24 protein-coding genes and 1 other RNA gene are annotated in these 22,275 nt (G+C 36.7%); 20 read left to right on the top strand and 5 right to left on the bottom strand.

The genetic code is table 11. The annotated features are described in order from the left end of the window. Positions 1-51: 51 nt before the first annotated feature. Positions 52-390, top strand: coding sequence for a hypothetical protein (locus IGJ20_RS09090; protein ID WP_002356871.1), 339 nt, complete (start codon positions 52-54; stop codon positions 388-390). Between the two features lie 26 nt (positions 391-416). Here IGJ20_RS09090 and IGJ20_RS09085 read toward each other — a convergent pair whose 3' ends face one another. Both IGJ20_RS09085 and IGJ20_RS09080 read right to left on the bottom strand, forming a co-directional pair. Further along, the gene (locus IGJ20_RS09085; RefSeq protein WP_010818939.1) at positions 417-1,262 is read right to left on the bottom strand and encodes a PhzF family phenazine biosynthesis protein; all 846 of its coding nucleotides are present in this window, start codon (positions 1,260-1,262) and stop codon (positions 417-419) included. Positions 1,263-1,318: 56 nt separating this feature from the next. Further along, positions 1,319-2,170, bottom strand: a complete 852-nt coding sequence (locus IGJ20_RS09080; protein ID WP_002383772.1) for a PucR family transcriptional regulator — start codon at positions 2,168-2,170, stop codon at positions 1,319-1,321. 77 nt (positions 2,171-2,247) lie between these two features. On the opposite strand from IGJ20_RS09080, the gene tadA reads away from it, so the two are divergent. Further along, complete coding sequence (tadA, locus tag IGJ20_RS09075) at positions 2,248-2,769, top strand: tRNA adenosine(34) deaminase TadA (protein WP_002362126.1); 522 nt, start codon at positions 2,248-2,250, stop codon at positions 2,767-2,769. 39 nt (positions 2,770-2,808) lie between these two features. After that, positions 2,809-2,895, top strand: an RNA gene (ffs, locus tag IGJ20_RS09070) — signal recognition particle sRNA small type. Positions 2,896-2,983: 88 nt separating this feature from the next. Here the strand turns inward: ffs and IGJ20_RS09065 are convergent. Beyond that, positions 2,984-4,222, bottom strand: coding sequence for an aminopeptidase (locus tag IGJ20_RS09065; RefSeq protein WP_002362125.1), 1,239 nt, complete (start codon positions 4,220-4,222; stop codon positions 2,984-2,986). 250 nt (positions 4,223-4,472) lie between these two features. Between IGJ20_RS09065 and IGJ20_RS09060 the strand changes: the two genes are divergently transcribed. After that, positions 4,473-5,045, top strand: coding sequence for a TetR/AcrR family transcriptional regulator (locus tag IGJ20_RS09060; RefSeq protein WP_002356883.1), 573 nt, complete (start codon positions 4,473-4,475; stop codon positions 5,043-5,045). Between the two features lie 158 nt (positions 5,046-5,203). Then, positions 5,204-5,677 carry a TspO/MBR family protein gene (locus tag IGJ20_RS09055; RefSeq protein ID WP_002384294.1) on the top strand — a complete coding sequence of 158 codons (474 nt, stop codon included), beginning with the start codon at positions 5,204-5,206 and terminating at the stop codon, positions 5,675-5,677. Positions 5,678-5,751: 74 nt separating this feature from the next. Here IGJ20_RS09055 and IGJ20_RS09050 read toward each other — a convergent pair whose 3' ends face one another. Next, complete coding sequence (locus IGJ20_RS09050; RefSeq protein ID WP_002356885.1) at positions 5,752-6,195, bottom strand: flavodoxin; 444 nt, start codon at positions 6,193-6,195, stop codon at positions 5,752-5,754. A gap of 174 nt (positions 6,196-6,369) precedes the next feature. Here IGJ20_RS09050 and map point away from each other — a divergent pair, with 174 nt between their 5' ends. From map to IGJ20_RS08990, 12 genes are all read left to right on the top strand, one after another. Continuing rightward, positions 6,370-7,134: a type I methionyl aminopeptidase gene (map, locus tag IGJ20_RS09045; RefSeq protein ID WP_142425675.1), complete on the top strand. Its 765-nt coding sequence runs from the start codon at positions 6,370-6,372 to the stop codon at positions 7,132-7,134. A 15-nt stretch (positions 7,135-7,149) separates the two neighbouring features. Further along, positions 7,150-8,061, top strand: a complete 912-nt coding sequence (locus IGJ20_RS09040; RefSeq protein ID WP_002384297.1) for a YihY/virulence factor BrkB family protein — start codon at positions 7,150-7,152, stop codon at positions 8,059-8,061. Positions 8,062-8,167: 106 nt separating this feature from the next. Beyond that, positions 8,168-9,304 carry an MraY family glycosyltransferase gene (locus IGJ20_RS09035; RefSeq protein WP_002366956.1) on the top strand — a complete coding sequence of 379 codons (1,137 nt, stop codon included), beginning with the start codon at positions 8,168-8,170 and terminating at the stop codon, positions 9,302-9,304. Positions 9,305-9,425: 121 nt separating this feature from the next. Then, on the top strand, positions 9,426-10,214 hold the full coding sequence (locus IGJ20_RS09030) for a glycosyltransferase family 2 protein (RefSeq protein WP_002359892.1): 789 nt from the start codon (positions 9,426-9,428) through the stop codon (positions 10,212-10,214). Continuing rightward, positions 10,214-11,041 (top strand): glycosyltransferase, encoded by an 828-nt coding sequence (locus IGJ20_RS09025; RefSeq protein WP_142425676.1) that lies wholly within the window; start codon positions 10,214-10,216, stop codon positions 11,039-11,041. The genes IGJ20_RS09030 and IGJ20_RS09025 overlap by 1 nt, the downstream gene beginning before the upstream one ends. A gap of 3 nt (positions 11,042-11,044) precedes the next feature. Continuing rightward, the gene (locus tag IGJ20_RS09020; protein ID WP_002362119.1) at positions 11,045-11,758 is read left to right on the top strand and encodes a glycosyltransferase family 2 protein; all 714 of its coding nucleotides are present in this window, start codon (positions 11,045-11,047) and stop codon (positions 11,756-11,758) included. 121 nt (positions 11,759-11,879) lie between these two features. After that, on the top strand, positions 11,880-12,746 hold the full coding sequence (gene rfbA, locus IGJ20_RS09015) for a glucose-1-phosphate thymidylyltransferase RfbA (RefSeq protein WP_142425677.1): 867 nt from the start codon (positions 11,880-11,882) through the stop codon (positions 12,744-12,746). Between the two features lie 12 nt (positions 12,747-12,758). Beyond that, positions 12,759-13,331 (top strand): dTDP-4-dehydrorhamnose 3,5-epimerase, encoded by a 573-nt coding sequence (rfbC, locus tag IGJ20_RS09010; RefSeq protein WP_142425678.1) that lies wholly within the window; start codon positions 12,759-12,761, stop codon positions 13,329-13,331. Between the two features lie 24 nt (positions 13,332-13,355). Next, positions 13,356-14,384: a dTDP-glucose 4,6-dehydratase gene (gene rfbB, locus IGJ20_RS09005; RefSeq protein WP_002359895.1), complete on the top strand. Its 1,029-nt coding sequence runs from the start codon at positions 13,356-13,358 to the stop codon at positions 14,382-14,384. 92 nt (positions 14,385-14,476) lie between these two features. Next, positions 14,477-15,319 carry a dTDP-4-dehydrorhamnose reductase gene (gene rfbD, locus IGJ20_RS09000; protein ID WP_002356895.1) on the top strand — a complete coding sequence of 281 codons (843 nt, stop codon included), beginning with the start codon at positions 14,477-14,479 and terminating at the stop codon, positions 15,317-15,319. Between the two features lie 58 nt (positions 15,320-15,377). After that, positions 15,378-16,103 carry a glycosyltransferase family 2 protein gene (locus IGJ20_RS08995; RefSeq protein WP_142425680.1) on the top strand — a complete coding sequence of 242 codons (726 nt, stop codon included), beginning with the start codon at positions 15,378-15,380 and terminating at the stop codon, positions 16,101-16,103. Continuing rightward, positions 16,103-16,453, top strand: coding sequence for a DUF2304 domain-containing protein (locus IGJ20_RS08990; protein ID WP_002356898.1), 351 nt, complete (start codon positions 16,103-16,105; stop codon positions 16,451-16,453). The genes IGJ20_RS08995 and IGJ20_RS08990 overlap by 1 nt, the downstream gene beginning before the upstream one ends. A 73-nt stretch (positions 16,454-16,526) precedes the next feature. On the opposite strand, the gene IGJ20_RS08985 is transcribed toward IGJ20_RS08990, so the two are convergent. Further along, the gene (locus tag IGJ20_RS08985) at positions 16,527-16,868 is read right to left on the bottom strand and encodes an EamA family transporter (protein ID WP_002356899.1); all 342 of its coding nucleotides are present in this window, start codon (positions 16,866-16,868) and stop codon (positions 16,527-16,529) included. A 246-nt stretch (positions 16,869-17,114) separates the two neighbouring features. On the opposite strand from IGJ20_RS08985, the gene IGJ20_RS08980 reads away from it, so the two are divergent. Genes IGJ20_RS08980 through IGJ20_RS08970 form a run of 3 tightly spaced genes read left to right on the top strand, consistent with a single transcriptional unit; the run spans position 17,115 to position 22,272 of the window. Next, entirely contained in the window at positions 17,115-17,909 is a 795-nt protein-coding gene (locus tag IGJ20_RS08980) for an ABC transporter permease (protein ID WP_002356900.1), read from the top strand. A 12-nt stretch (positions 17,910-17,921) separates the two neighbouring features. Next, positions 17,922-19,139 carry an ABC transporter ATP-binding protein gene (locus IGJ20_RS08975; RefSeq protein WP_002356901.1) on the top strand — a complete coding sequence of 406 codons (1,218 nt, stop codon included), beginning with the start codon at positions 17,922-17,924 and terminating at the stop codon, positions 19,137-19,139. Continuing rightward, entirely contained in the window at positions 19,129-22,272 is a 3,144-nt protein-coding gene (locus IGJ20_RS08970; RefSeq protein WP_010713254.1) for a glycosyltransferase, read from the top strand. The genes IGJ20_RS08975 and IGJ20_RS08970 overlap by 11 nt, the downstream gene beginning before the upstream one ends. The last annotated feature ends 3 nt before the right edge of the window (positions 22,273-22,275 follow it).

The raw sequence follows: 22,275 nt of genomic DNA, 5'->3' as shown, positions 1-22,275 counted from the left end.
AGTAATAATATGTTATGATTAAAATAGAAAATAACAGAGGAGCTGAAGGAAATGAAAGCATCAACAAAAATTGGTATCGGTTTAAGCATTGCTGCAGTTGCAAGTGTCTCTGTTGCAGTCATCGCTTCTGAAAAAATTATTAAGAAGGTATCTCATGTTTCCAATCGTTATAAAGTTAAAAAGTTTGTAGACGATAAATTTGATGGAAACCAAAAATTATTATCGATTGTCGATGATTTATCCGATGATGAATTAGATTCTGTTTTAAATGTTGTTGATCGTGTGAAAGATGGCGGTTCAAAATTAGCTGAATATGGCGAAAAAGTTAAAGACAATACAGATTCTTTAAAAGAACGTTTTTTCACATTTATTGAAGATGCAATGAAGTAAAAAAGATGGCCTAGGCCATCTTTTTTTTATAAAAATAATTCTTTTGTTTCAACATAATAGCCTCTGCCACCAACTAGAACTTGATCAATTGTCTTTTGAGGTGTAGTGTTCAAACACACTAAGACTTCTGAAGGAGCGTTTAAGGTATAACCTTGGGCAAAAGTGTAATTGGTTTTTTGTAAAATTTGGTGATGGTGCAGATAACAAGCTAACGCGCCATTTGATGTACCAGTAGCGGCTTCTTCATCGATGTCATAAAGGGGCGCAAAATTCCTACAAATGATATTTTCTTCAGACAAAGCAAAAAGATGCATCCCAATAACTCCATACTTTTGACTAAGTAACTTAATTTTTTCAAAGTTTGGTTGTAAATCCTGTAATAATTGCGCATTTTTAATGGGAACCAAAATATCTTTTAGACCCGTTGACACAATCTGGATAGGAAAAGCTGTCGCCACTGCGTTTAAATCAAAGCAGCCGCTCAATTCTTCTAAAGTAAGCGTATCATAAAAAGTTGGAACAGTTTGTTCCATAAATAGTTGTTCACCGTTCGCCGTGATTGCGAGCAAACCGCTGTTCGTTTCGATTGTATATGCTGTTTGCAATAATTTATTTAAGTGCTTCATAATGGTGAAAGCGCCAATTGTCGCGTGGCCACATAAGTCGACTTCTTCTTTTGGTGTAAAATATTCAAGGCGGAAATCAGCAATCTTTGAGTATGAAATAAAAGCAGTTTCTGCAAATCCTAGTTCTTTGGCGATGGCCATTTTTTGGGTTCTCGTTAAGGGCTGTGTCATAAAAACAACGCCTGCTTTGTTGCCACCTTCGTAGTTTTTACTAAATGCACTAGCGACATATGCGGTAATTTTCATTGGAACGCCTACTTTCTAATTGGGAATAAAAAACATACGAGTAAAAAATGGACGTGCTACTTTCTTAATAACAAATAACAAAAGATTAAATCATCCATTTTTTTTAAAGATAAGCCAGTTTGTTCAAAAAACTTTTCCAACCGATAGTGTAAAGTATTTCGATGCATAAATAAATCTTTTGCAGTGGAGCTGATATTGCCTTGATTTTTCCACAAAGCGCTGATGATTGGCTGAATATCGGTGTCTTTATTTAATAAACGACGATAATACTCAACAAGTACATTTTGGCTCATGGCTTCCTTGGTAAAATAGTGGAGGGCGACATCGGTTAAACTAAAAACAGTCGTCCGACTAGAGGAATTAAGTTCTTCTGAAAAAATACGTTGTTCTTCATGGAAACAACGCCGGAGAATGTCTTCAGAGGAATAAAAATTGCCAACAAATACAGCACTAGTGCAATCAAAGTCTGTATCTAATGTTAAAAAGATCCCTTGAATTTCTTCTTGTTGAAAGGTATTTTTTGACTGTTCTTCAACTAAAATATACATATTATTACTTGGACTGAAACAATCAACTGTATCTGGAAACATCTTTGTTAAATTAAATTGCCATTCAGCTTGTAATTCTTTTGTGACATTCGTTTGAATTTGCAACATACGAAAGGTCCCTTCGGCAGGTAATTTTGCCTGTTGAAATAAGTAACTGAACCAAGGATGGTTACCAGTAATTGTTGGGTTTTCAGAAATCGGGAAAAGCGCTTCCAACAAATGCTGTTCTTTAATACTTAAGAAAGCTTTATTCACAATGAAAAATTGGTCGTCAACAGGAATTGAATAGGTGGCTTCGGAACCAATTGTTTTTGATAAATAGCCTTTGGGATAAAGCTGAGATAAATTTTCAATAATCATAGACACACCTCACTGATTTATTGTACCATGAAGCAAGACAGAAGTTTAGTGGGAAAAAGCCGAAAGGTGGAAATTAATTGGGAAAAAAAGAAACAACGTTAACACAAGAAGAAAAAGAATTTTTTATGCGAGAAGCCATTGCAGAAGCGAAAAAAGCAGAAGGTTTGGCTGAGGTGCCTATTGGAGCTGTAATTGTTCGGCAAGGGGAAATTATTGGCCGCGGGCATAATCTGAGAGAAGCACGGCAAGAAGCAACGGCGCATGCAGAAATGTATGCAATCCAAGAAGCGTGTCGCGGGATAGAAAATTGGCGTCTAGAAGAAACCCAATTATTTGTAACTTTAGAGCCTTGTCCAATGTGTAGTGGGGCGATGCTTTTAGCACGAATTCCAGAAGTTTATTATGGCGCAACCGATCCTAAAGCAGGCACTGCTGGCACATTGATGAATTTATTAGAAGATGAACGCTTCAATCATGTGGCCTATGTCGAAGCAGGCGTTTTAGAAGAAGAGTGTCGCTTATTGCTAGTTCAGTTCTTTAAAAAGTTACGGGCAAAGAAAAAAGAAGAGAAACTTTTAAAAAATCAAAAGAAAGACTAGTCAAAAGAATAAAAATACGTTATACTAGGTTTTGCCGAAAGGCTAGGACAATGGCGGGCTAGTGAATTGTGTCAGATCCGGAAGGAAGCAGCACTAAGCAAGTGCCGCCATGTGTCTGATTGAATAAGAAACGTATCAAGGCTGAGAAGCCTTTTTTATTTGAAATAAAAAAGAAGCAAGCCGTTATTTTTTACGGCTTGCTTCTTTTTTAAATTTATGCCCAATCGCCATTTCTAAAAACTGGAACAATCGTCCCGTCTTCCTTAATGCCATCAATATTCATTTTGTCAGATCCTACCATAAAGTCCACATGTGTTTGGCTACGATTTAAACCAGCTTCAGCTAATTCTTCTTCGCTCATCTCCGTGCCGCCTTGTAAGTTGAAGGCATAGGCCGAACCAAAGGCTAAATGATTAGAGGCATTTTCATCAAACAATGTATTATAAAAAATCAAACCGGATTGTGAAATTGGTGAAGGGTCTGGTACTAAAGCAACTTCTCCTAAGTGTTTGGCACCTTCATCAATAGCTAAGAGATTTTTCAATGCTTCTTCGCCTTGTTCAGCTGAGAAGTCAACAACTTTTCCATCTTTAAATGTAAATTTCATGCCCGAAATGATTGTGCCAGCATAACTTAGTGGTTTTGTACTAGAGACATAACCATCAACGCGGCGACTATCTGGAGCGGTGAAAACTTCTTCTGTTGGCATATTAGCCATGAATTCTTCTCCACGCGCGTTATAACTACCAGCGCCTTCCCATAAATGGTTTTTAGGCAAACCAATCGTTAAATCTGTCCCAGGAGCTGTGTAGTGTAAAGCAGTAAATTGTTGTTCGTTTAATTCAGCCGCTTTTTCTTGTAATTTTTTATCATGGATATCCCAAGCAATGACTGGGTTTTCTTCATAAATTCGTGTTGTTTTGAAAATTTCATTCCAAAGTGCATCAACTTGTTCTTCACTTGTTGCTAATTCTGGAAAGACTTTAGCTGCCCAACCTTCACTAGCAGCCGCTACAACAGTCCAACTTACTTTGTTGGCTTGCGTTGCTTTTCGTAGGTTGACCAATGCTTTCCCATTAGCCGCTTGGAAAGCTGCTACACGTTGTGCATCCACGCCAGCTAATGCATCAGGATTAGAAGAAACCACGCTAATTCGGCTTGCGCCTTTGGCAATCCAATCATCGGTTTGATCAATTTTATATTGAGGAACATTTTCAATACGATCAGTTGCAGCATGAGCTAAAAATTCACGTTGAATGGTTTCGTCGCTCCATTGAACAATTACTTCGGCCGCACCTAAGCGATAAGCTTCTTCCGTAATTAAGCGGGCAAGGGGCGCTTGATCAACACTGATTTGTAAAACAACCGTATGATTGTCCTGAACATTGACACCCGTTTCAGCAATTAAACGTGCATATTTCTTTAGATTTTCATTAAAATTCTCTAAGGTCATTCGTGATTCCTCCTTCATTTTGATGGGTAATGACTGCTCATATCATAACACGGAAGAGCAGGGAACTCAACGAAATAAAGCCTTTATCAACTGTTATTTTAAGTCGGGGTAAAAGTTGTCGTGCTCCCGCTCAGTGAACTTTTGTACAAAGAGTTGTTCTAATTTTGCATAATAGAAAAATCGTGTTACAATAACCATAAGCATTTATTTGGAAGCGTTGTATATGAATGAATAAAGGGGATAGGGAATTATGGCAAGAAAAAAAACCATTACGAAAGAGCAGATTTTAACAGCTGCCTATGAAGTAGTCGCCACTGAAGGATTTTCGAAGTTCACTGCACGTAATATTGCTAATAAAATGAAATGTTCCACCCAACCGATTTATTTGGAATTTAAAAACATGGATGATTTACGCGATGCTTTATTCCAAAAAATTCATAAATACTTAGCGAAAGAAGTATTTCCAGTAAAACATACCGGGAATACAATTGTTGATTTGGCTTTAAACTATATTCATTTTGCGACAAGTGAAAGTAAGTTATACCGTGCGCTTTATTTAGAAGAATATGGTGGCGGCAAAAAAATGCAAGAATTCTCTTATCACTATTTTACTGAAGCGGTAAAAGCTGATCCTGAGTATGCTAATTTAAACGATGTTCAAATTGACTCTTTACACATGGGAACATGGGTGGTCGCTACTGGTGTGGCTGCATTGATGACTTCTGGAATTATCCATCCTTCAGAAGAACAAATCATTCATTTAATGAAAGATAGTATTGAAGCAATTCTTGAACGAGATGAACCAATTGATATTGACCTATAAAAATTAAAAAAAAGTGTAACCTCATGCTGATAGCTTCTGTGAGGTTACAGCAAAAGACTGTTTCTTAAAAGAACGGTCTTTTTTTGTTAAGTGTATTAATGGTAGATTATTCGCAACCATGCTACAGTAAAGAAGAGAAATAGAAAGGGGCAAAAAACATGAACCGAGTGAAAGATAAGCGTTTATGGATAAGTATTGTAGGAATTACCGGACTAGGGCTCTTGTCGGGCTTATTTTCAGTAAATGCGAGAGAATATTATCAAGCGTTGAGATTACCAAGTTTTGCTCCGCCAGGCTGGTTATTTGGACCGGTGTGGTTGGTGTTGTATATTTTTATGGGCATTACTTTTTATTTCATCTTAGTTCATCCAAATAAACAACAGAAAAAACGGATGATTACGCTATTTATTTTACAATTTATTGCGAACTTTTTCTGGACATTTTTCTTTTTTTCTTTACAAAACAATTTATTATCTGTGATTGATATCTCATTGTTATGGCTATTATTAATAGTTCAACAGTGGGACTACTTGCGTTATAAATTAATAACGCGTGGCTGGTTGATGATTCCTTATATTCTTTGGGTTACTTTTGCGGCTGCTTTAAATTACAGTATTTTATTTTTAAATTAGGAATATCAAAACACCAGAGAAAAATGGGAACTAGCCATTTTTTTCTGGTGTTTATTTTATTTATTTCAACATAGTTATTCTGCGGCAGTTGCTAATTTTTTCGCAAATTCTTCTAAACGTTGGATGTCGTCTTCTTCAGCGGCTAGATCAACTTTAACGCTGTCGGCGCCTTTTTTTGCCCCAATTTGAGTAAAGACTGCTTCGAAGTCGTCCACCGATTTACAAAAATCATCATAAAACGTGTCTCCTGAACCACAAACGCCGAAGATTTTTCCTGATAAATCAATTTCTTGTAAGTCTTCATAAAAGTCGACAATTTCATCAGGTAAATCGCCATCGCCATACGTATATGTAGCTACTACACAGATATCGGCCTCTTCAAAATCAGCGGCATCGACTTGCGTACACTCATCAATTTCGACCTCTAATTCTAAATCTTCAAATGCTTCTGCAACAATGTCGGCAATTTCTTCTGTATTCCCAGTCATGCTTGCATACACAATTTTAGCTAACGTCATAAACTTTCTTCCCCCTCATACAATTCTGTCACTTATTATAGCAGATGCGCATTTCTTATAAAAGACTAGCGAGTGCTTTTATTAAGGGACTTTTTGAAAATTGGTGTTTGAACAATCTTTTTTGCAAAAAATGTGATAAAATAATTTGAATGAAACAAGTTTAGGAGAGATAGTATGATTACATTAAAATCACCACGAGAAATTGAAATGATGGATGAATCAGGGGAATTATTAGCGGATGTTCACCGTCATTTACGGACGTTTATTAAACCTGGCATTACAAGCTGGGATATTGAAGTATTTGTGAGAGACTTTATTGAAAGTCATGGTGGCGTGGCGGCTCAAATTGGCTATGAAGGCTACAAATATGCTACTTGTTGTAGTATCAACGAGGAAATCTGCCACGGATTTCCTCGTAAAAAAGTATTAAAAGATGGCGACCTAATCAAAGTAGATATGTGTGTCGACTTAAAGGGCGCAATCTCTGATTCATGCTGGTCTTATGTCGTGGGTGAATCAACACCTGAAATTGATCGCTTGATGGAAGTAACCAAAAAAGCGCTATATCTTGGGATTGAACAAGCACAAGTAGGAAATAGAATTGGCGACATTGGTCATGCAATTCAAACGTATGTAGAAGGAGAAGGCTATGGGGTTGTTCGCGACTTTGTAGGTCACGGCATTGGCCCAACTATCCATGAAAGTCCAATGATTCCTCACTATGGTGAAGCAGGTAAAGGACTACGTTTAAAAGAGGGAATGGTTATTACCATTGAGCCAATGGTTAACACAGGAACTTGGCGCATGAAAATGGACCCAAATGGTTGGACTGCTTATACTGAAGATGGCGGTCTAAGCTGTCAATATGAACATTCATTAGCGATTACGAAAGAAGGTCCAAGAATCTTAACGTCACAAGGCGAAGAATTGACTTATTAATAAGGAGAGTGTGTGATGAAGTTTCTCGACAACATCAAAAAGAATCAATCTTTGATGCGTTTTATTGAGACAACGCAAAGTCACATGGTCACAGCCGAAATAGGCAACAGCTCAGTGGTTGTTGCCTATTATTTATTACTCTCGCTGTTTCCATTACTGATTGCGGTAGGTAATGTCTTACCTTATTTAAGAATCGACCCTAATTCTGTGTTGCCTTATATTGCAGAGGCGATTCCGAAAGATGTTTATAAGAACTTAGAACCAGCGATTCGTTCACTATTGACTCAACGTTCAGGCGGGTTGCTTTCTGTTTCCGCTTTAGCAGCATTTTGGAGTGCCAGTCAAAGTATTAATGCACTACAAAACGCGATGAATAAAGCTTTTGGTGTCGAACAAAGGAAAAATTTTATTCTCGTAAGAGTGGTCTCATTTTTAGTTATTTTGTTATTTATGGTAGCGATTGTTGGTGTAGTAGTAATTTTAGGTCTGGGTCAGTACATTATTGAATTACTGCAACCAATTTTCCATTACTCAACGTCTGTGATCGATACTTTCCAAGCGTTAAAATGGCCGTTAACGACCGTTGTTTTATTGGTGATTATGTGTTTGATTTATGCGGTCGTTCCTAATCGGAAATTATCGTTACGTTCTATTTTGCCAGGGGCTATTTTTTCGACAGTCGGTTGGATGCTATTATCACAAATTTTTGGTTTGTACGTAAAATATTTTAGTTCTAGAATCGCAAGTTATCAAATCATCGGGAGTTTTATCATCTTGATGTTATGGTTGAATTTTGCTGCCACGATTATTATTTTAGGAGCAATTGTCAACGCTGTCGTTGATGAATACTTATCTGGAGATAAAGAAAAAAAACAACCAAGTTTTGAACAACGCTTGTTTAGATGGTTTAAAAAGAAAAATAAATAGATTTCTTTAAAAAAGTCTAAACCGTTGCCAGAACACATGTTTCAGCTTGTAAATGCTTCAGTTTACGGTATAATATACCCTGAACGAGAAGAAAGTGGGTTCGACTATGTCACTATTTATTTATGAAGTTTTGATACGTTTATTTATGACATTTATCTTATCTTTGCTATTAACACCACTTGTTAAGCTTCTAGCGTTTCGGATTGGCGCCTATGATGCACCAGGAGAGCGACGAATCAATACCAAAAATATGCCTACAGCAGGAGGACTTGCAATCTATATTGCTTTTGCTAGTTCATGTTTATTGATTTTTCGTTCGATTATCCCACAAGATTATATTTGGCCGATTATTTTGGCTGGTGGAATGGTTGTTTTGACAGGCCTCATTGATGATATTAAAGAGATTACTCCAATGAAAAAAACAATCGGTATTTTGTTAGCAGCATTAGTCATTTATTTTGTTGCTGGAATTCGGATAGATTTTGTGACGTTGCCAGTCGTTGGAATGATTGATTTGCGCTGGTTTAGTTTACCACTAACTTTATTGTGGATTTTAGCGATTACAAATGCAGTAAATTTAATTGATGGTTTGGATGGTTTAGCATCAGGCGTATCCATTATTGGATTAACCACGATTGGTATTACAGGGTATTTTTTCCTACATGCTAAAACGGTCTATATTCCAATTGTTATTTTTATTTTAGTTGCGAGCATTGCGGGATTTTTCCCATACAATTTTTATCCAGCTAAAATATTTCTAGGAGATACCGGGGCGTTATTCCTCGGGTTTATGATTGCAGTAATGTCGTTACAGGGCTTGAAAAATGCTACGTTTATTACGGTAATTACGCCAATGGTGATTTTAGGTGTGCCAATTACGGATACGGTTTATGCAATTATTCGACGGCTATTGAACAAGAAGCCCATTTCCTCAGCAGATAAAATGCATTTGCATCACCGCTTGTTATCTTTAGGTTTTACCCATAAAGGGGCGGTCATGACTATTTATGCATTAGCGTTAGTTTTTTCCTTTGTCTCTTTATTGTTCAGCTATTCAAGTACAGTAGCATCAATTTTATTAATTGTCTTTTGTTTAATTGGCTTAGAATTATTTATTGAACTAATCGGTCTAGTTGGCGAAGGACATCAACCGTTGATGTATTTGTTACGGATTTTAGGGAATCGTGAATATCGTCAGGAGCAAATGAAAAAGCGACTTGGCAAGCATTCTAAGAGAAAGTAAAGAAATCTTTAGGTTGCTTTGCGAGAGCGTAAACCTATGATATAATTCCATTAAACTTAAAAAAGTATATGTGTGAAACATATGCTTTTTTTTTAAGACGATGTTTCAGTAGTAAGGAGAAATGAGCATGCAAGAAATGGTAACAATCTCGATTGTCACTTATAATAGTCGTTACATTTTTAATGTACTAGACCAATTAAAAGCCGAACTAGGTACTGATAGTATCTATGATATTCATATCTATGACAATCATTCTGAAACAGCGTATCTTGAAAAATTAACAACATATGAACCATTTATTACTATCCATCGCGCTGAAGAAAATCAAGGGTTTGGTCATGGTCATAATCAAGTGTTATTCAATGCTTCGACAAAGTATGCAATTATTTTTAATCCCGATGTTTTGGTTACTAAAGACGTGCTTGATCGTCTATTAGACCGTATCAAAATAGATAAGAACATTGCAGTCGTTAGCCCTAAAGTGTTAAATGAAGATGGCACGACGCAATATTTAGTTCGTCAAAAATTAGATGTCTTCGATTATATGTTACGTTTTATTCCCTTTCAATTTGTAAAGAAAATTTTTGATAAACGTTTGAGTATTTATGAATGTCGCGATTTGTCGGATACAGAAACAACGGATATTAAAATGGGATCAGGCTGTTTTATGTTGATTGATCGTGAAAAATTCGTTGAAATTGGTGGGTTCGATGAACGTTTCTTCATGTACTTTGAAGACAACGATTTATGTTTACGCTTTGGCAAAGCAGGCTATCGGATTCTCTATACGCCTTTTGAAACGGTTGTTCACATGTATGAAAAGGGCGCCCATAAAAGTCGAAAATTGTTTAAAATCTTTATGCAATCAATGGGAAAATTTTTTAACAAATGGGGCTGGAGGTTCTTTTAATGAGTCAAAGATTAGCGGTAGTCATCGTCTTATATCAAATGAAAATGGCTGATACGCCGAATTATTTGTTATTAAAAGAAGTGGTAAATCACCCCGAATTGCACTTATTTATTTATGACAACAGCCCACTTCCTCAAGAAGATGCATTATTTTTACAACAAAATGTTACTTATCGACATAATCCTGATAATCCAGGCCTAGCGACCGCTTATAATGAAGCGATTGCTTTTAGTCAAGCGAATCAATGTGAATTATTGTTGCTCCTTGACCAAGACACAGAAGTGCCAGCCTCTTATTTTGATACGTTGATCATCATGCCGTTAGATCCGACTGTGGCAGTCTATGTTCCAATTGTAGAAGCAAATGGACAACAAATTTCGCCAGTTTATAGTGATCAATATGTTGGACTTAAAGGAGCAAAGCCAACAGCAGGGATAGCCAACCAACCGTTGATGGCTATCAATTCTGGTACAGTCATTACGGCAGAAACACTGCGCTGGTTGGAAGGATTTTCGGAAGAATTTCCTTTGGACTATTTAGATCATTGGTTCTTTTATCAATTGAATAAAGCCAATAAAAAGATTGAAGTCTTACCAGTCCACCTAAAACAAGAATTGTCTGTTTTAGATTATCGTACAATGAGTTCTCAACGTTATCGCTCTATTATTGAAGCAGAAACGTTATTTTATCGTCGATATGATCAAGAAAAGTTTTCCCATCATCGACGCCATTTATTTTTACGCAGTAGTAAGCAATTTTTAACTGTCAAAAATCGCCAAATTTGGCGGCAAACATTGGCAGAATTTCTCAAGTTAATGAAAGGATAATCTATGATCTCAGTTTGTATTGCGACATATAATGGAGAAAAATATCTCGCGGAACAATTAGATAGTATTCTTTTACAAGTCAGTGAAGAAGATGAACTAATTATTTCAGATGATGGTTCTACTGATCATACGTTGGAAATTTTGAGAACGTATGCAGCGAATTATCCCCAAATTCAATTGTTACAAGGTCCAGGGCAAGGAGTGATTGCTAATTTTGCATTTGCGCTTACGCATACGAAAGGCGAAGTAATATTTTTAGCAGATCAAGATGACGTTTGGTTGCCAAATAAAGTAACGACAGTGACAGAATATTTTGAAACGCACCCTGACATCCAAGTGGTTATTAGTGACTTGAAAATTGTTGATGCGGATTTACAAGTTACCAATCCCTCTTATTTTAAGTTCCGAAAAGTCAAACCAGGGTTTTGGCGAAATGCGATAAAAAGTGGCTATATTGGGGCAGGTATGGCCTTTCGTCAAGAGATGAAAAACGTCATTTTACCCATTCCGCCAGAAGTTCCTATGCATGATATGTGGATTGGCTTATTAGCTGCACGGAAAAAGCAAACGGGTCTCATTAAAGAACCATTAGTGCTTTACCGAAGACATGGAGCGAATGTCAGCCCTATTATTACCAAAACAAGTTTCCAACAAAAATTAAATTGGCGTGTGAATTTATTAAAAGCTTTACATCAGCGCTTAAAGGAACAGCGCTAAACTTTTACAGATTTGTAAAATTTACGTAAAAAACATGACAAACCCTATGCTTAATGCGATAATAGGGAAGGATATTTGGTTTTATAAAAACTAAAAATAGAAGTATTTAAGGAGATTGTTCATGAAAGGAATTATTTTAGCAGGCGGAAGCGGGACACGCTTATATCCGCTAACAAAAGCAACATCAAAACAATTAATGCCAATTTACGACAAACCAATGATTTATTACCCAATGTCAACGTTAATGTTGGCGGGAATTAATGAAATTTTGATTATCTCTACACCAGAAGATACACCACGTTTTGAAAGCTTATTCGGCGATGGCCATGATTTAGGCATTCATATCGAATACGCGGTACAAGAAAGCCCAGATGGTTTGGCGCAAGCATTTATTATTGGTGAAGAATTTATTGGTGATGACAGTGTCTGCTTAGTTTTAGGGGACAATATTTATTATGGTGGCGGCTTATCAAAAATGTTGCAACGAGCGGCTTCTAAAGAGTCAGGGGCAACAGTCTTTGGTTACCATGTAAATGATCCAGAGCGTTTCGGCGTGGTAGAATTTGATGCAGAGATGCGGGCGCTTTCTATTGAAGAAAAACCAGCACAACCAAAGTCAAATTATGCAGTGACAGGTTTGTATTTTTACGACAATGAAGTAGTTGAAATTGCGAAAGGGATCAAACCGTCAGAACGTGGGGAATTAGAAATAACAGACGTTAATAAAGTCTACCTTGAAAAAAATAAACTTTCTGTTGAGGTAATGGGCCGTGGCTTTGCTTGGTTAGATACAGGCACACACGAATCCTTATTAGAAGCGTCAACATTTATTGAAACAATTGAAAAGCGTCAAAATTTAAAAGTCGCTTGTTTGGAAGAAATTGCTTATCGAATGGGCTATATTACAAAAGAACAATTGGTAGAATTGGCACAACCATTGAAGAAAAATGGCTACGGCCAATACTTGCTACGTTTAGCAGCAGAATAGGAGCGAAGAAACGTGAAAGTTATTGATACAAAATTACAAGATGTCAAAATTATCGAAATGGATGTTTTCGGTGATCATCGTGGCTTTTTTACAGAAAGTTATTCCAAAGCTAAATTTGCAGAACATGGATTAGACTTTGATTTTGTCCAAGATAATCATTCATTATCAACAGAAGCAGGTGTCTTGCGTGGATTGCATTTTCAAAAAGGCGAAGCTGCGCAAACAAAACTAATTCGCGTTGTAACAGGTGCGGTATTAGATGTGATTGTTGATATTCGTAAAGGGAGTCCAAACTATGGCCAATGGGAAGGCTACATTTTATCAGAACATAATCACCGTCAGCTTTTAGTACCAAAAGGTTTTGCTCATGGTTTTGTCACTTTGACACCGAACGTGAACTTTATGTACAAATGTGACAATTACTACAATGCGGCAGCAGACGGCGGTATTGCTTTTAACGATCCAGCGTTAGCTATTGATTGGCCAATTGCGCCAGAAAAAGCGATTACGTCAGAAAAGGATCAAAAACATCCAACCTTAAAAGAATTTGAAGCGGAAAATCCGTTTATCTATGGCGAAATTTAAGAAAAAAGTAGGAGAGTTTCAATTATGAAAAAAATCATCGTAACAGGTGGAGCTGGTTTTATCGGCTCAAATTTTGTTCATTATGTTGTAAAGAATCATCCAGAAGTTCATGTAACTGTATTAGATAAATTAACGTATGCAGGAAATGAAAAAAATCTTGAAGGTCTACCAAGTGATCGTGTGGAATTAGTCGTAGGAGATATCGCTGATGCTGAATTAGTTAATCGTTTAGTCGCTGAAACAGATGCGGTCGTTCACTATGCTGCTGAATCGCATAACGACAACTCATTAAACGACCCATTCCCATTTGTACAAACCAATCTGATTGGGACGTATACATTGATCGAAGCTTGCCGTAAAAACAATGTTCGTTACCACCATGTATCGACTGATGAAGTTTATGGCGATTTACCTTTAAGAGAAGATTTACCAGGACATGGAGAAGGCGAAGGGGAAAAATTCACTGCCGAAACGCCTTACAATCCTTCAAGTCCTTATTCTTCAACAAAAGCAGGATCTGACTTGTTAGTCAAAGCGTGGGTTCGTTCTTTCAACTTACAAGCAACAATTTCAAATTGTTCAAATAACTATGGGCCATATCAACATATTGAAAAATTTATTCCTCGTCAAATTACCAATGTCTTAAGTGGCATTACACCAAAACTTTATGGTGCTGGTAAAAATGTTCGTGACTGGATTCATACAAACGACCATTCTTCGGCTGTTTGGGCAATTTTAACAAAAGGTCAAATTGGCGAAACATATTTAATTGGAGCCGATGGTGAAGAAGACAATAAAACAGTGATGGAATTAATTTTAGAATTAATGGGACAACCTGTTGATGCCTATGAGCATGTCAACGATCGTGCAGGACATGACTTACGTTATGCGATTGATTCAACCAGATTACGCGAAGAATTAGGTTGGGAACCAGAATTCACGAATTTCCGTGAAGGCTTGGCAGAAACAATCAAGTGGTATACAGAAAATGAAGACTGGTGGCGTGCAGATAAAGAAGCTGTTGAAGCAAAATATGCACAAAATGGTCAGTAATTTTTTCTGACATGTGAGATAACAGTCGAAAGGCGATGGCAAAGTACAAAAGCTACTTTGCCCTGCCTTTTTTTCAAGAAGGAGCGAAAAAAATGATTTTAATTACTGGTGGAAATGGCCAATTGGGCACAGAATTACGTCACCTATTAGACGAACAAGGAATTGAGTATGTTTCAACGGATTCCACAGAATTAGATATTACTGATGCGGATAGTACGTTGGCAAAAGTGAAAGAAATTCAACCAAGCGTCATTTATCATTGTGCTGCTTATACAGCTGTTGATAAAGCAGAAGACGAAGGCAAGGAATTAGATGAAAAAGTGAATGTAGATGGCACACGTCATGTTGCAGAAGCTGCTAAAGCAGTGGGGGCGACACTTGTTTACGTAAGTACAGATTATATTTTTGATGGAACTAAAAAAGAAGGCGTCTATGCGATTGATGATCAACCGAATCCTTTAAATGAGTATGGTCGGACGAAGTTATTAGGTGAACAAGCGGTCCAAGAAATCCTGGACGACTATTATATTATTCGAACATCATGGGTATTTGGTCAATACGGTCATAACTTTGTCTTTACCATGCAAAAATTAGCGGAAACAAGAGACCAACTAACGGTAGTGGACGATCAGTTTGGCCGCCCAACTTGGACAAGAACGTTAGCCGAATTTATGGCATTTGTTATTGCAGAAAAAGCGCCATTTGGTGTTTATCATTTGTCTAATGAAAACAGCTGTAGCTGGTATCAGTTTGCTAAAGAAATTTTAAAAGATACTGAAGTGGAAGTACTGCCAGTGGATTCAACTCAATTTCCACAAAAGGCGCAAAGACCACAATATTCTGTCATGGATTTAAGTAAAACAGAAGCGTTAGGCTTTAAAATTCCTACTTGGCAAGAAGCCTTAGCACAAATGTTAGAAAATGTTCAACAATAAATTGTTTTGTGTAAGTGAGGGGTTTTGTTAGAGAAAAAGTGGAAAGGTGTTTCTCTTTATGAAGGTACTTTTAATCATTCCTGCTTACAATGAGGAAGAAAACATTTTGCGGACGATTGCTTCCATTGAAACATTTAAACAGGAAGTTACGTATTTTCAACATGAATTGGATTATGTGGTAATTAATGATGGCTCGACAGATGGAACCAAACAAATTTTAGAAGTCAACCAAATTAATGCCATTCATTTAGTGTTGAATTTAGGTATTGGCGGGGCGGTACAGACCGGCTATAAATATGCCTTAGAAAATGAGTATGATGTGGCGGTTCAGTTTGATGGTGATGGTCAACATGATATCAATAGTTTACCTATTTTACTGGAACCATTAGCAGAGGGTAAATGTGATTTTTCGATTGGCTCTCGTTTCATTCCTGGAAACGAAGCGGCTTTTCAAAGTACGAAAATGCGCCGTTTTGGTATTCGTTTGTTATCCTTTTGTATTCGAATGGCTTCTGGTAAAACAATTTATGATGTGACTTCTGGTTATCGAGCGGGAAATCGGAAAGTGATTGCTTTTTTTGCAAAGCGTTATCCGACAAATTATCCCGAGCCAGAATCGATTGTTCACTTAATTAAAAAACGCTTTGTGATTGTTGAAAGACCTGTCAATATGATGGAACGGCTTGGTGGTGTTTCTTCGATTCGTGCATTGGCTTCTGTGAAGTATATGCTGGAAGTCGGCTCAGCAATTCTGATTGCTGCCTTTATGAAGGAGGGAGATTGATGCTACCAACCGTGTTATGGCTAGCTTTATTTTTATTTGCAATTGGCTTTTTCTTATACATTATTCGAGGGATTAATAAAAATATTTTTCTCCTAAAAAATGCCTTGATTTGGTTATTAATCTCAATTGTCTTAATTATTTTTGCTATTTTCCCGCATGTGGCAGAATGGTTAGCAATGGCCTTTGGGTTTGAAACAACATCAAACTTCTTATTATCAGCTGCGGTGATTGTCCTTTTAATTATGGAAATTAAAAATTCTGTGTTGATTTCAAAACACGAAAATCGCATTAAAACATTATTGCAGGAATTATCTATCATGAAATCTGAAGAAAATAAAAAAGATCGCTAATGTGTAGTGACCCTTAAAAGTTGGACCTGAAAGTCTAATTTTTAAGGGTCAGCTCAATGAATAGCGATCTTTTTTATTTAAGATTCATAATCACAATGCCGACAATAATAACCACAGCACCAATAAGGGCATTCGTTGTAATTGTCTCTTTTAGAATAAGATTTGAAGCAATTAAAATAGCGATGTTTGTACAGGCAACGCCTAAAGGAACAATGTAAGAAACATCGGAACGACTAATAATTAACATCCATAAAATAAAACTAATTAAATAACAAAATAAACCTAATAAAGATATAAGTGAGATATTCATTGAAAAGATTGTTTGTTGGAGTTGGATGTTCAAACTGCTAGAACCTAGTTTAAATAAGACCAGACCAGCAGAAGACAGAAATACGTAAATAATAAAAAGAACCATAATTTCCCTTCTCTCAAAAATAGTTTCCGTGCAAAAAATGCAAGACCTCCATTATTGTAGCATAATCTCCTAAAAATTGGACAAGATTTTTTAATATAGCGAAATCAGTTAAATTTTTCTTTATAAAAAGGGGTCTACTATTGAAAAGCTAGGCGTTTATCGATAAAATAGAAATGTTGTTTAAAATGGCATTTTTGTATCCAAAAATTTTAGATAAAAATAGTTTATTACGGAAGGAATAAGTATATGTTTAAAGAAACATTTTCAATTTTTAAGAATATTTTTCAGAACAAAAAATTGTTACTACAATTTTCATTTAATGATTTTAAGGCCAAGTATGCTGGTTCAGCACTAGGGATTGTCTGGGCGTTTTTAACGCCATTAGTAACTGTTTTGACGTATTGGTTTGTCTTTTCTGTAGGCCTTCGTTCTAGAGCAGGCGACAATATGCCGTTCATTGTCTATTTAGTAACAGGGATGGTACCTTGGTTCTTCTTTTCAGATTCGTTATTATCAGCCACGAATGTGTTTCGTGAATATAGTTATTTAGTTAAAAAAGTCGTGTTTAATGTACAAATTTTACCAACGTCTAAAATTTTATCGAACTTGTACACCCACTTGTTTTTCATTCTAATTGGTTTTGTAATTACTACAGCTAACGGTTATTACCCAAGTCTGTACAGTTTGCAATTAATTTACTACTTAGCTTGTTTATTAGTCTTTTTAACAGCAATTACGTGGATTACTGCTTCAACACAACCATTTTTACCTGATATTATGCAATTTATCAATATCATTATGCAAACAGTTATGTGGACATTGCCAATTTTATGGCAACCAACTGGAATGATTGCGACAATCTTAAAAATCAATCCATTATATTATATTGTTCAAGGATACCGCGAATCTTATTTAGGCGGTGCATGGTTCTGGGAACATTGGCAATATAGCTTATATTTCTGGGGAGTTACTATTGTTTTACTATTAATTGGCTCAACCGTGTTTAGACGCTTAAAACCACATTTTTCAGATGTACTATAAGGAGAGAACGACATGTCAGAATATGCAATCGATATCCAACATATTACCAAAACATACAACATGTATAAAAAGCCGTCCGATCGGTTTAAAGAAGCGCTTAGTCCAACCAAAAAATCCTACCACGATTTGTTTTATGCGTTAGACGATGTCACGATGCAAATTAAAAAAGGCGAGATGATTGGCTTTGTCGGCGAAAATGGCTCTGGAAAATCAACCATGTTAAAAATTATTACAGGGGTATTAACGCCAACCTCCGGGTCCATGGTGATTAATGGGAAAATTTCAGCGTTGCTTGAATTAGGTTCAGGTTTTAACCCTGAATATTCAGGATATGAAAATATTTTCTTAAATGGAATGGTCTTGGGTTTTTCCCGAGAAGAGATGGAAGAGCGTGTCCAAGATGTCATTGATTTTGCTGACATCGGCGATCATTTGTATCAACCAGTTAAAACGTACTCTAGTGGTATGTTTGTCCGCTTGGCTTTTGCGGTAGCTATTAACGTGGATCCTGATATTTTAATTGTCGATGAAGCGTTGGCTGTCGGGGATTTAGAGTTTCAATTAAAATGTATGGAAAAATTTACGGAAATTAAAAATTCTGGTAAAACAATTTTATTTGTTTCTCACGATGTAAACTCCATCCGCCGTTTTTGTGATAGAACTTTTTGGTTGCAACACGGGAAAGTCGTTGAATATGGAGATACGATGGACGTGACGACCAATTACGAAAACTTTTTGAAAAAGAAATCAATTAAAACAGTTGACCGCGAAGCGACCATGAAAGATGAAACCCCAACACCAGATATTATTGAAGTGGATCATGCGGAACTTTTAAACGCGGATTATGAACCATTAGAAATGGTAACGCAAGATGAAAAAGTGATTGTAAAAATTGAATATACTGTCAAAAATGACCAAATTAAGAAGCCTGTTTGTGGGGTCGCTATTCGAACAGTGGACAATCATTATGTCTGTGGCTTAAATACGTTGTTAGATGGCGTGCAAATTCCTTGGAAAAAAGGACGGAATGTTTTTTATTTAGAATATGAAAAAATGTCATTATTAACAGGTGAATATTATTTTGATATTGCTTTCTTTGAGGAACATGCAACAGTCCCATTAGTCTACAAAACAAAATACGTGACGATGTTTATTACCGGTCGTTATGCTGGAGAAGGAATTGTCATCTTAGATCATAAATGGAAGGATACGACAAAAGATGAAGTATGATTTTGAAATGGAAACAGACGAGAGTACCAGTGTTGGGAAAATCGTAGCACAAATCAAAGAAAATAGTGATGTCTTGGAATTTGGTCCAGGTAATGGGCGAATGACTAGCTATTTGATGGAAGAAAAAAAGTGCCGGGTCTCAATTGTTGAATTAGACAAAGAACTTTATGATCATGTCAGTCAATTTTCAACAGATGCCTTTTATGGCAATATTGATGAAAATGATTGGGTCGAATACTTTGCTGGTAAGACGTTTGATTATATCGTTTTTGCGGATGTGTTAGAACATTTAATGAATCCTCAAAGCGCCTTAGCAAAAGTTAAACCATTTTTAAAACCAGGCGGTCAAATTTTAATCACGTTCCCTAATTTGGCGCATAATTCTGTCTTAATTGATTTATTTAATAATCGTTTAACATGGAATGAAACTGGGCTGTTGGATGCTACGCATAAATCATTCTATTTACAAGAAGGATTTGAAAAAGTTTTTGCAGAAGTTGGTTTATACATTGCCAAAGAAGATTTTACATTTAATCAAGTTGGCTACAACGAAATTCCTACGACGTATGAAGCGTTACCTGTAGAAGTACAAGCAGCTTTTAAAGCGCGTCCCTTTGGCGAAGTGTATCAGTACTTTTTTGCCTTGACTGCTGAACCAGTAGAACAGCCAGAGCGAGTGACACCAGTAAATTCATACAATGAAAAAAACGTTCATATTTTAATTAATTGCGGCGAAGAAAAAGAGACTGAGTTGGATCAACCAGTTGATTTACAAAAACCTGAAACAAAACAGTTCCAACTGAAGATACCAGAAGACGTCCAACTGATAAAATTATTCCCAAGTTTAACGGGGGCAATTGTCAAATTATCCATGACGATAGACGGCGAGACTGTCCCAGTCGCAGCCACGAATGCTTTTCTGGTACAAGAGAATATCTATTATTTCTTAGATACGCAAGTACCTGTAATCGAAGTAACCGATGCACAAATGGCAGGCAAAGACCTGACAGTAGCCATTGATTATTTCTTTGAAGGCAACTATTCAGAACGTGAAAATACCTTTATTCATGCACTGTTAGATGAAAGAAATCAATTTTTAGAAGAAATGAATAAACAGACGGAGACAGCCCCTATGCCTACTGGAAAATATAAACGAATCACGTTAACTAAATTTGATAAAATGATTAATTTAACCATCGATGATATTGCTCGCGATGTAGAAAATAACGTTTCTGTTATCAGAGGGTGGGCGTATGACAAACAAACAAATTATCCGCTAAGATTCAGCATTGCAGAAGCTAGTGAATCAGTCACTTATACCGTGGAAACAGAATATCGTCGGGATGTTATTGATATGTTTGAATTAGAAGGCGATCAAGATTATGGTTTTGTCATTACGATTAAAGATCCAGAAGATTTACCAGCCTACACGTTAAACATTGACACCAAATCAGGCCAGAAGGTTCAATACGTGGTGGAGCGTCCAAACATGGTTCAACCAGGCACAAAATTTGATCGAGCATGGCGTTCGATTCAGACACGTGGTTTGATGGGCTCAGTGAAGTGGTACTTTAAACGACAAGAAAAAGCAGAAGCTCCTGTTGACGTGGAGGCAGTTTTGGCGGAAATTAAAACGTTCCAATTTCAGCCTAAAATTTCTGTCGCTGTGCCTGTTTATAATGTCGAAGAAAAATGGCTTGCAGCATGTGTCTCTTCTTTACAAAATCAGTACTATGAAAATTGGGAGTTATGTTTAGCAGATGATGCATCGCCAAGCGAACATATTAAGCCCATGCTAGAAAAATATAAAGAACTAGATCAACGAATCAAAGTTATTTATCGCGAAGAAAACGGACATATTTCAGAAGCAACTAACTCAGCTTTGTCGATTGCTACTGGCGATTTTGTTGGTTTCATGGATAACGATGATGAATTAGCGCCACAAGCATTATATGAAGTGGTCAAAGCTTTAAACACAGACCCAACGATTGATTTTCTTTATACTGATGAAGATAAAATTACAGAAAATGGTCGTCGCTTCAACGCGTTTTACAAATCGGACTGGAATCCAGAACTGATTTTAAACCATAATTACATTACACACTTTGTTGTTGTGAAACGTGATTTATTAGAAAAAGTAGGCGGATTGAATTCAGCATATAACGGCGCTCAAGACTATGATTTCGTATTGCGAGCAACGGAACAAGCAACGAAAATCAAGCATATTCCTGGTATGATGTATCATTGGCGTGCCATTGAATCATCGACTGCTCTAAACCCTGAAAGCAAAGGTTACGCCTATGTAGCTGGTCAAAAAGCGGTCCAAGCGGCAACGGAACGCCGTGGCTTAAAAGCACAAGTAGAGATTGCCGAATTTTATGGTTCCTATAAAATTAACTATCTTTATGATCATGTGCCGATGGTATCATTGATTATTACGAATGATACAGAGAATATGAGTAGTTACTTACGTCAATTATTAGAAAAAACTGCCTATACAAATTATGAAATTCTATTGCCTGCACGCTTCGAGAATCAAATAAATATCCAAAATGACCGTCTTCGTTATGTTTCAACAGAAACTCGTCATGGCATGATTCAAGCTGCTAAGGGAGAATATGTGGCTTTATTAAATGCTGGATTGGTACCAACGAAAAATGATTGGTTAAAAGAGTTAATGAACATTGGTCAACAAGAGACCTCTGGTTTAGTGACTGGCCGCGTAGTTGACGCACGCTATCGCGTGGAAACAGTGGGAGTATCAGTTGATACAGACAAAGGTCGATTACTTTATCCTGAAAAAGGCACCCCTGGTAAAAGCTTAGGTTACTATTACAGAATTGCTTTACCAAGAAATATTCAAGCAGCAACTGAAGACTGCTTACTATTCAATAAACAACTTTACCTAAATTTAGAAGGAATTAACGAAAACTTAGGAAAAGAGTGGATGGGTGTCGATTTATCGTTACAATTTGCTAGCGCTGGTAAACGAAATGTATATGTGTCCTATGCAATTTTGAAAGCAGACGAAAAAATGCAAAACCATGATAAAAAAGGATCTTATAAAGAACTTGCGGAAAAATGGACCGCGGAAGCTTTAGTTGATCCCTACCGAAATCCGAAACATCTATAAGGA

This window comes from Enterococcus sp. DIV0294 (genome assembly GCF_050558155.1).
Lineage (GTDB): Bacteria > Bacillota > Bacilli > Lactobacillales > Enterococcaceae > Enterococcus > Enterococcus faecalis.
Note: the sequence above shows the minus strand (reverse complement) of the source record. Positions and strands in the feature narration are given on the sequence as shown.

Excerpts from the sequence above, each read along its gene's own strand:
- IGJ20_RS09090 (WP_002356871.1), top strand. The coding sequence starts at position 52 with ATGAAAGCATCAACAAAAATTGGTATCGGTTTAAGCATTGCTGCAGTT.
- IGJ20_RS09085 (WP_010818939.1), bottom strand. The coding sequence starts at position 1,262 with ATGAAAATTACCGCATATGTCGCTAGTGCATTTAGTAAAAACTACGAA.
- IGJ20_RS09080 (WP_002383772.1), bottom strand. The coding sequence starts at position 2,170 with ATGATTATTGAAAATTTATCTCAGCTTTATCCCAAAGGCTATTTATCA.
- IGJ20_RS09065 (WP_002362125.1), bottom strand. The coding sequence starts at position 4,222 with ATGACCTTAGAGAATTTTAATGAAAATCTAAAGAAATATGCACGTTTA.
- IGJ20_RS09060 (WP_002356883.1), top strand. The coding sequence starts at position 4,473 with ATGGCAAGAAAAAAAACCATTACGAAAGAGCAGATTTTAACAGCTGCC.
- IGJ20_RS09055 (WP_002384294.1), top strand. The coding sequence starts at position 5,204 with ATGAACCGAGTGAAAGATAAGCGTTTATGGATAAGTATTGTAGGAATT.
- IGJ20_RS09050 (WP_002356885.1), bottom strand. The coding sequence starts at position 6,195 with ATGACGTTAGCTAAAATTGTGTATGCAAGCATGACTGGGAATACAGAA.
- map (WP_142425675.1), top strand. The coding sequence starts at position 6,370 with ATGATTACATTAAAATCACCACGAGAAATTGAAATGATGGATGAATCA.
- IGJ20_RS09040 (WP_002384297.1), top strand. The coding sequence starts at position 7,150 with ATGAAGTTTCTCGACAACATCAAAAAGAATCAATCTTTGATGCGTTTT.
- IGJ20_RS09035 (WP_002366956.1), top strand. The coding sequence starts at position 8,168 with ATGTCACTATTTATTTATGAAGTTTTGATACGTTTATTTATGACATTT.
- IGJ20_RS09030 (WP_002359892.1), top strand. The coding sequence starts at position 9,426 with ATGAGCATGCAAGAAATGGTAACAATCTCGATTGTCACTTATAATAGT.
- IGJ20_RS09025 (WP_142425676.1), top strand. The coding sequence starts at position 10,214 with ATGAGTCAAAGATTAGCGGTAGTCATCGTCTTATATCAAATGAAAATG.
- IGJ20_RS09020 (WP_002362119.1), top strand. The coding sequence starts at position 11,045 with ATGATCTCAGTTTGTATTGCGACATATAATGGAGAAAAATATCTCGCG.
- rfbA (WP_142425677.1), top strand. The coding sequence starts at position 11,880 with ATGAAAGGAATTATTTTAGCAGGCGGAAGCGGGACACGCTTATATCCG.
- rfbB (WP_002359895.1), top strand. The coding sequence starts at position 13,356 with ATGAAAAAAATCATCGTAACAGGTGGAGCTGGTTTTATCGGCTCAAAT.
- rfbD (WP_002356895.1), top strand. The coding sequence starts at position 14,477 with ATGATTTTAATTACTGGTGGAAATGGCCAATTGGGCACAGAATTACGT.
- IGJ20_RS08995 (WP_142425680.1), top strand. The coding sequence starts at position 15,378 with ATGAAGGTACTTTTAATCATTCCTGCTTACAATGAGGAAGAAAACATT.
- IGJ20_RS08990 (WP_002356898.1), top strand. The coding sequence starts at position 16,103 with ATGCTACCAACCGTGTTATGGCTAGCTTTATTTTTATTTGCAATTGGC.
- IGJ20_RS08985 (WP_002356899.1), bottom strand. The coding sequence starts at position 16,868 with ATGGTTCTTTTTATTATTTACGTATTTCTGTCTTCTGCTGGTCTGGTC.
- IGJ20_RS08980 (WP_002356900.1), top strand. The coding sequence starts at position 17,115 with ATGTTTAAAGAAACATTTTCAATTTTTAAGAATATTTTTCAGAACAAA.
- IGJ20_RS08975 (WP_002356901.1), top strand. The coding sequence starts at position 17,922 with ATGTCAGAATATGCAATCGATATCCAACATATTACCAAAACATACAAC.
- IGJ20_RS08970 (WP_010713254.1), top strand. The coding sequence starts at position 19,129 with ATGAAGTATGATTTTGAAATGGAAACAGACGAGAGTACCAGTGTTGGG.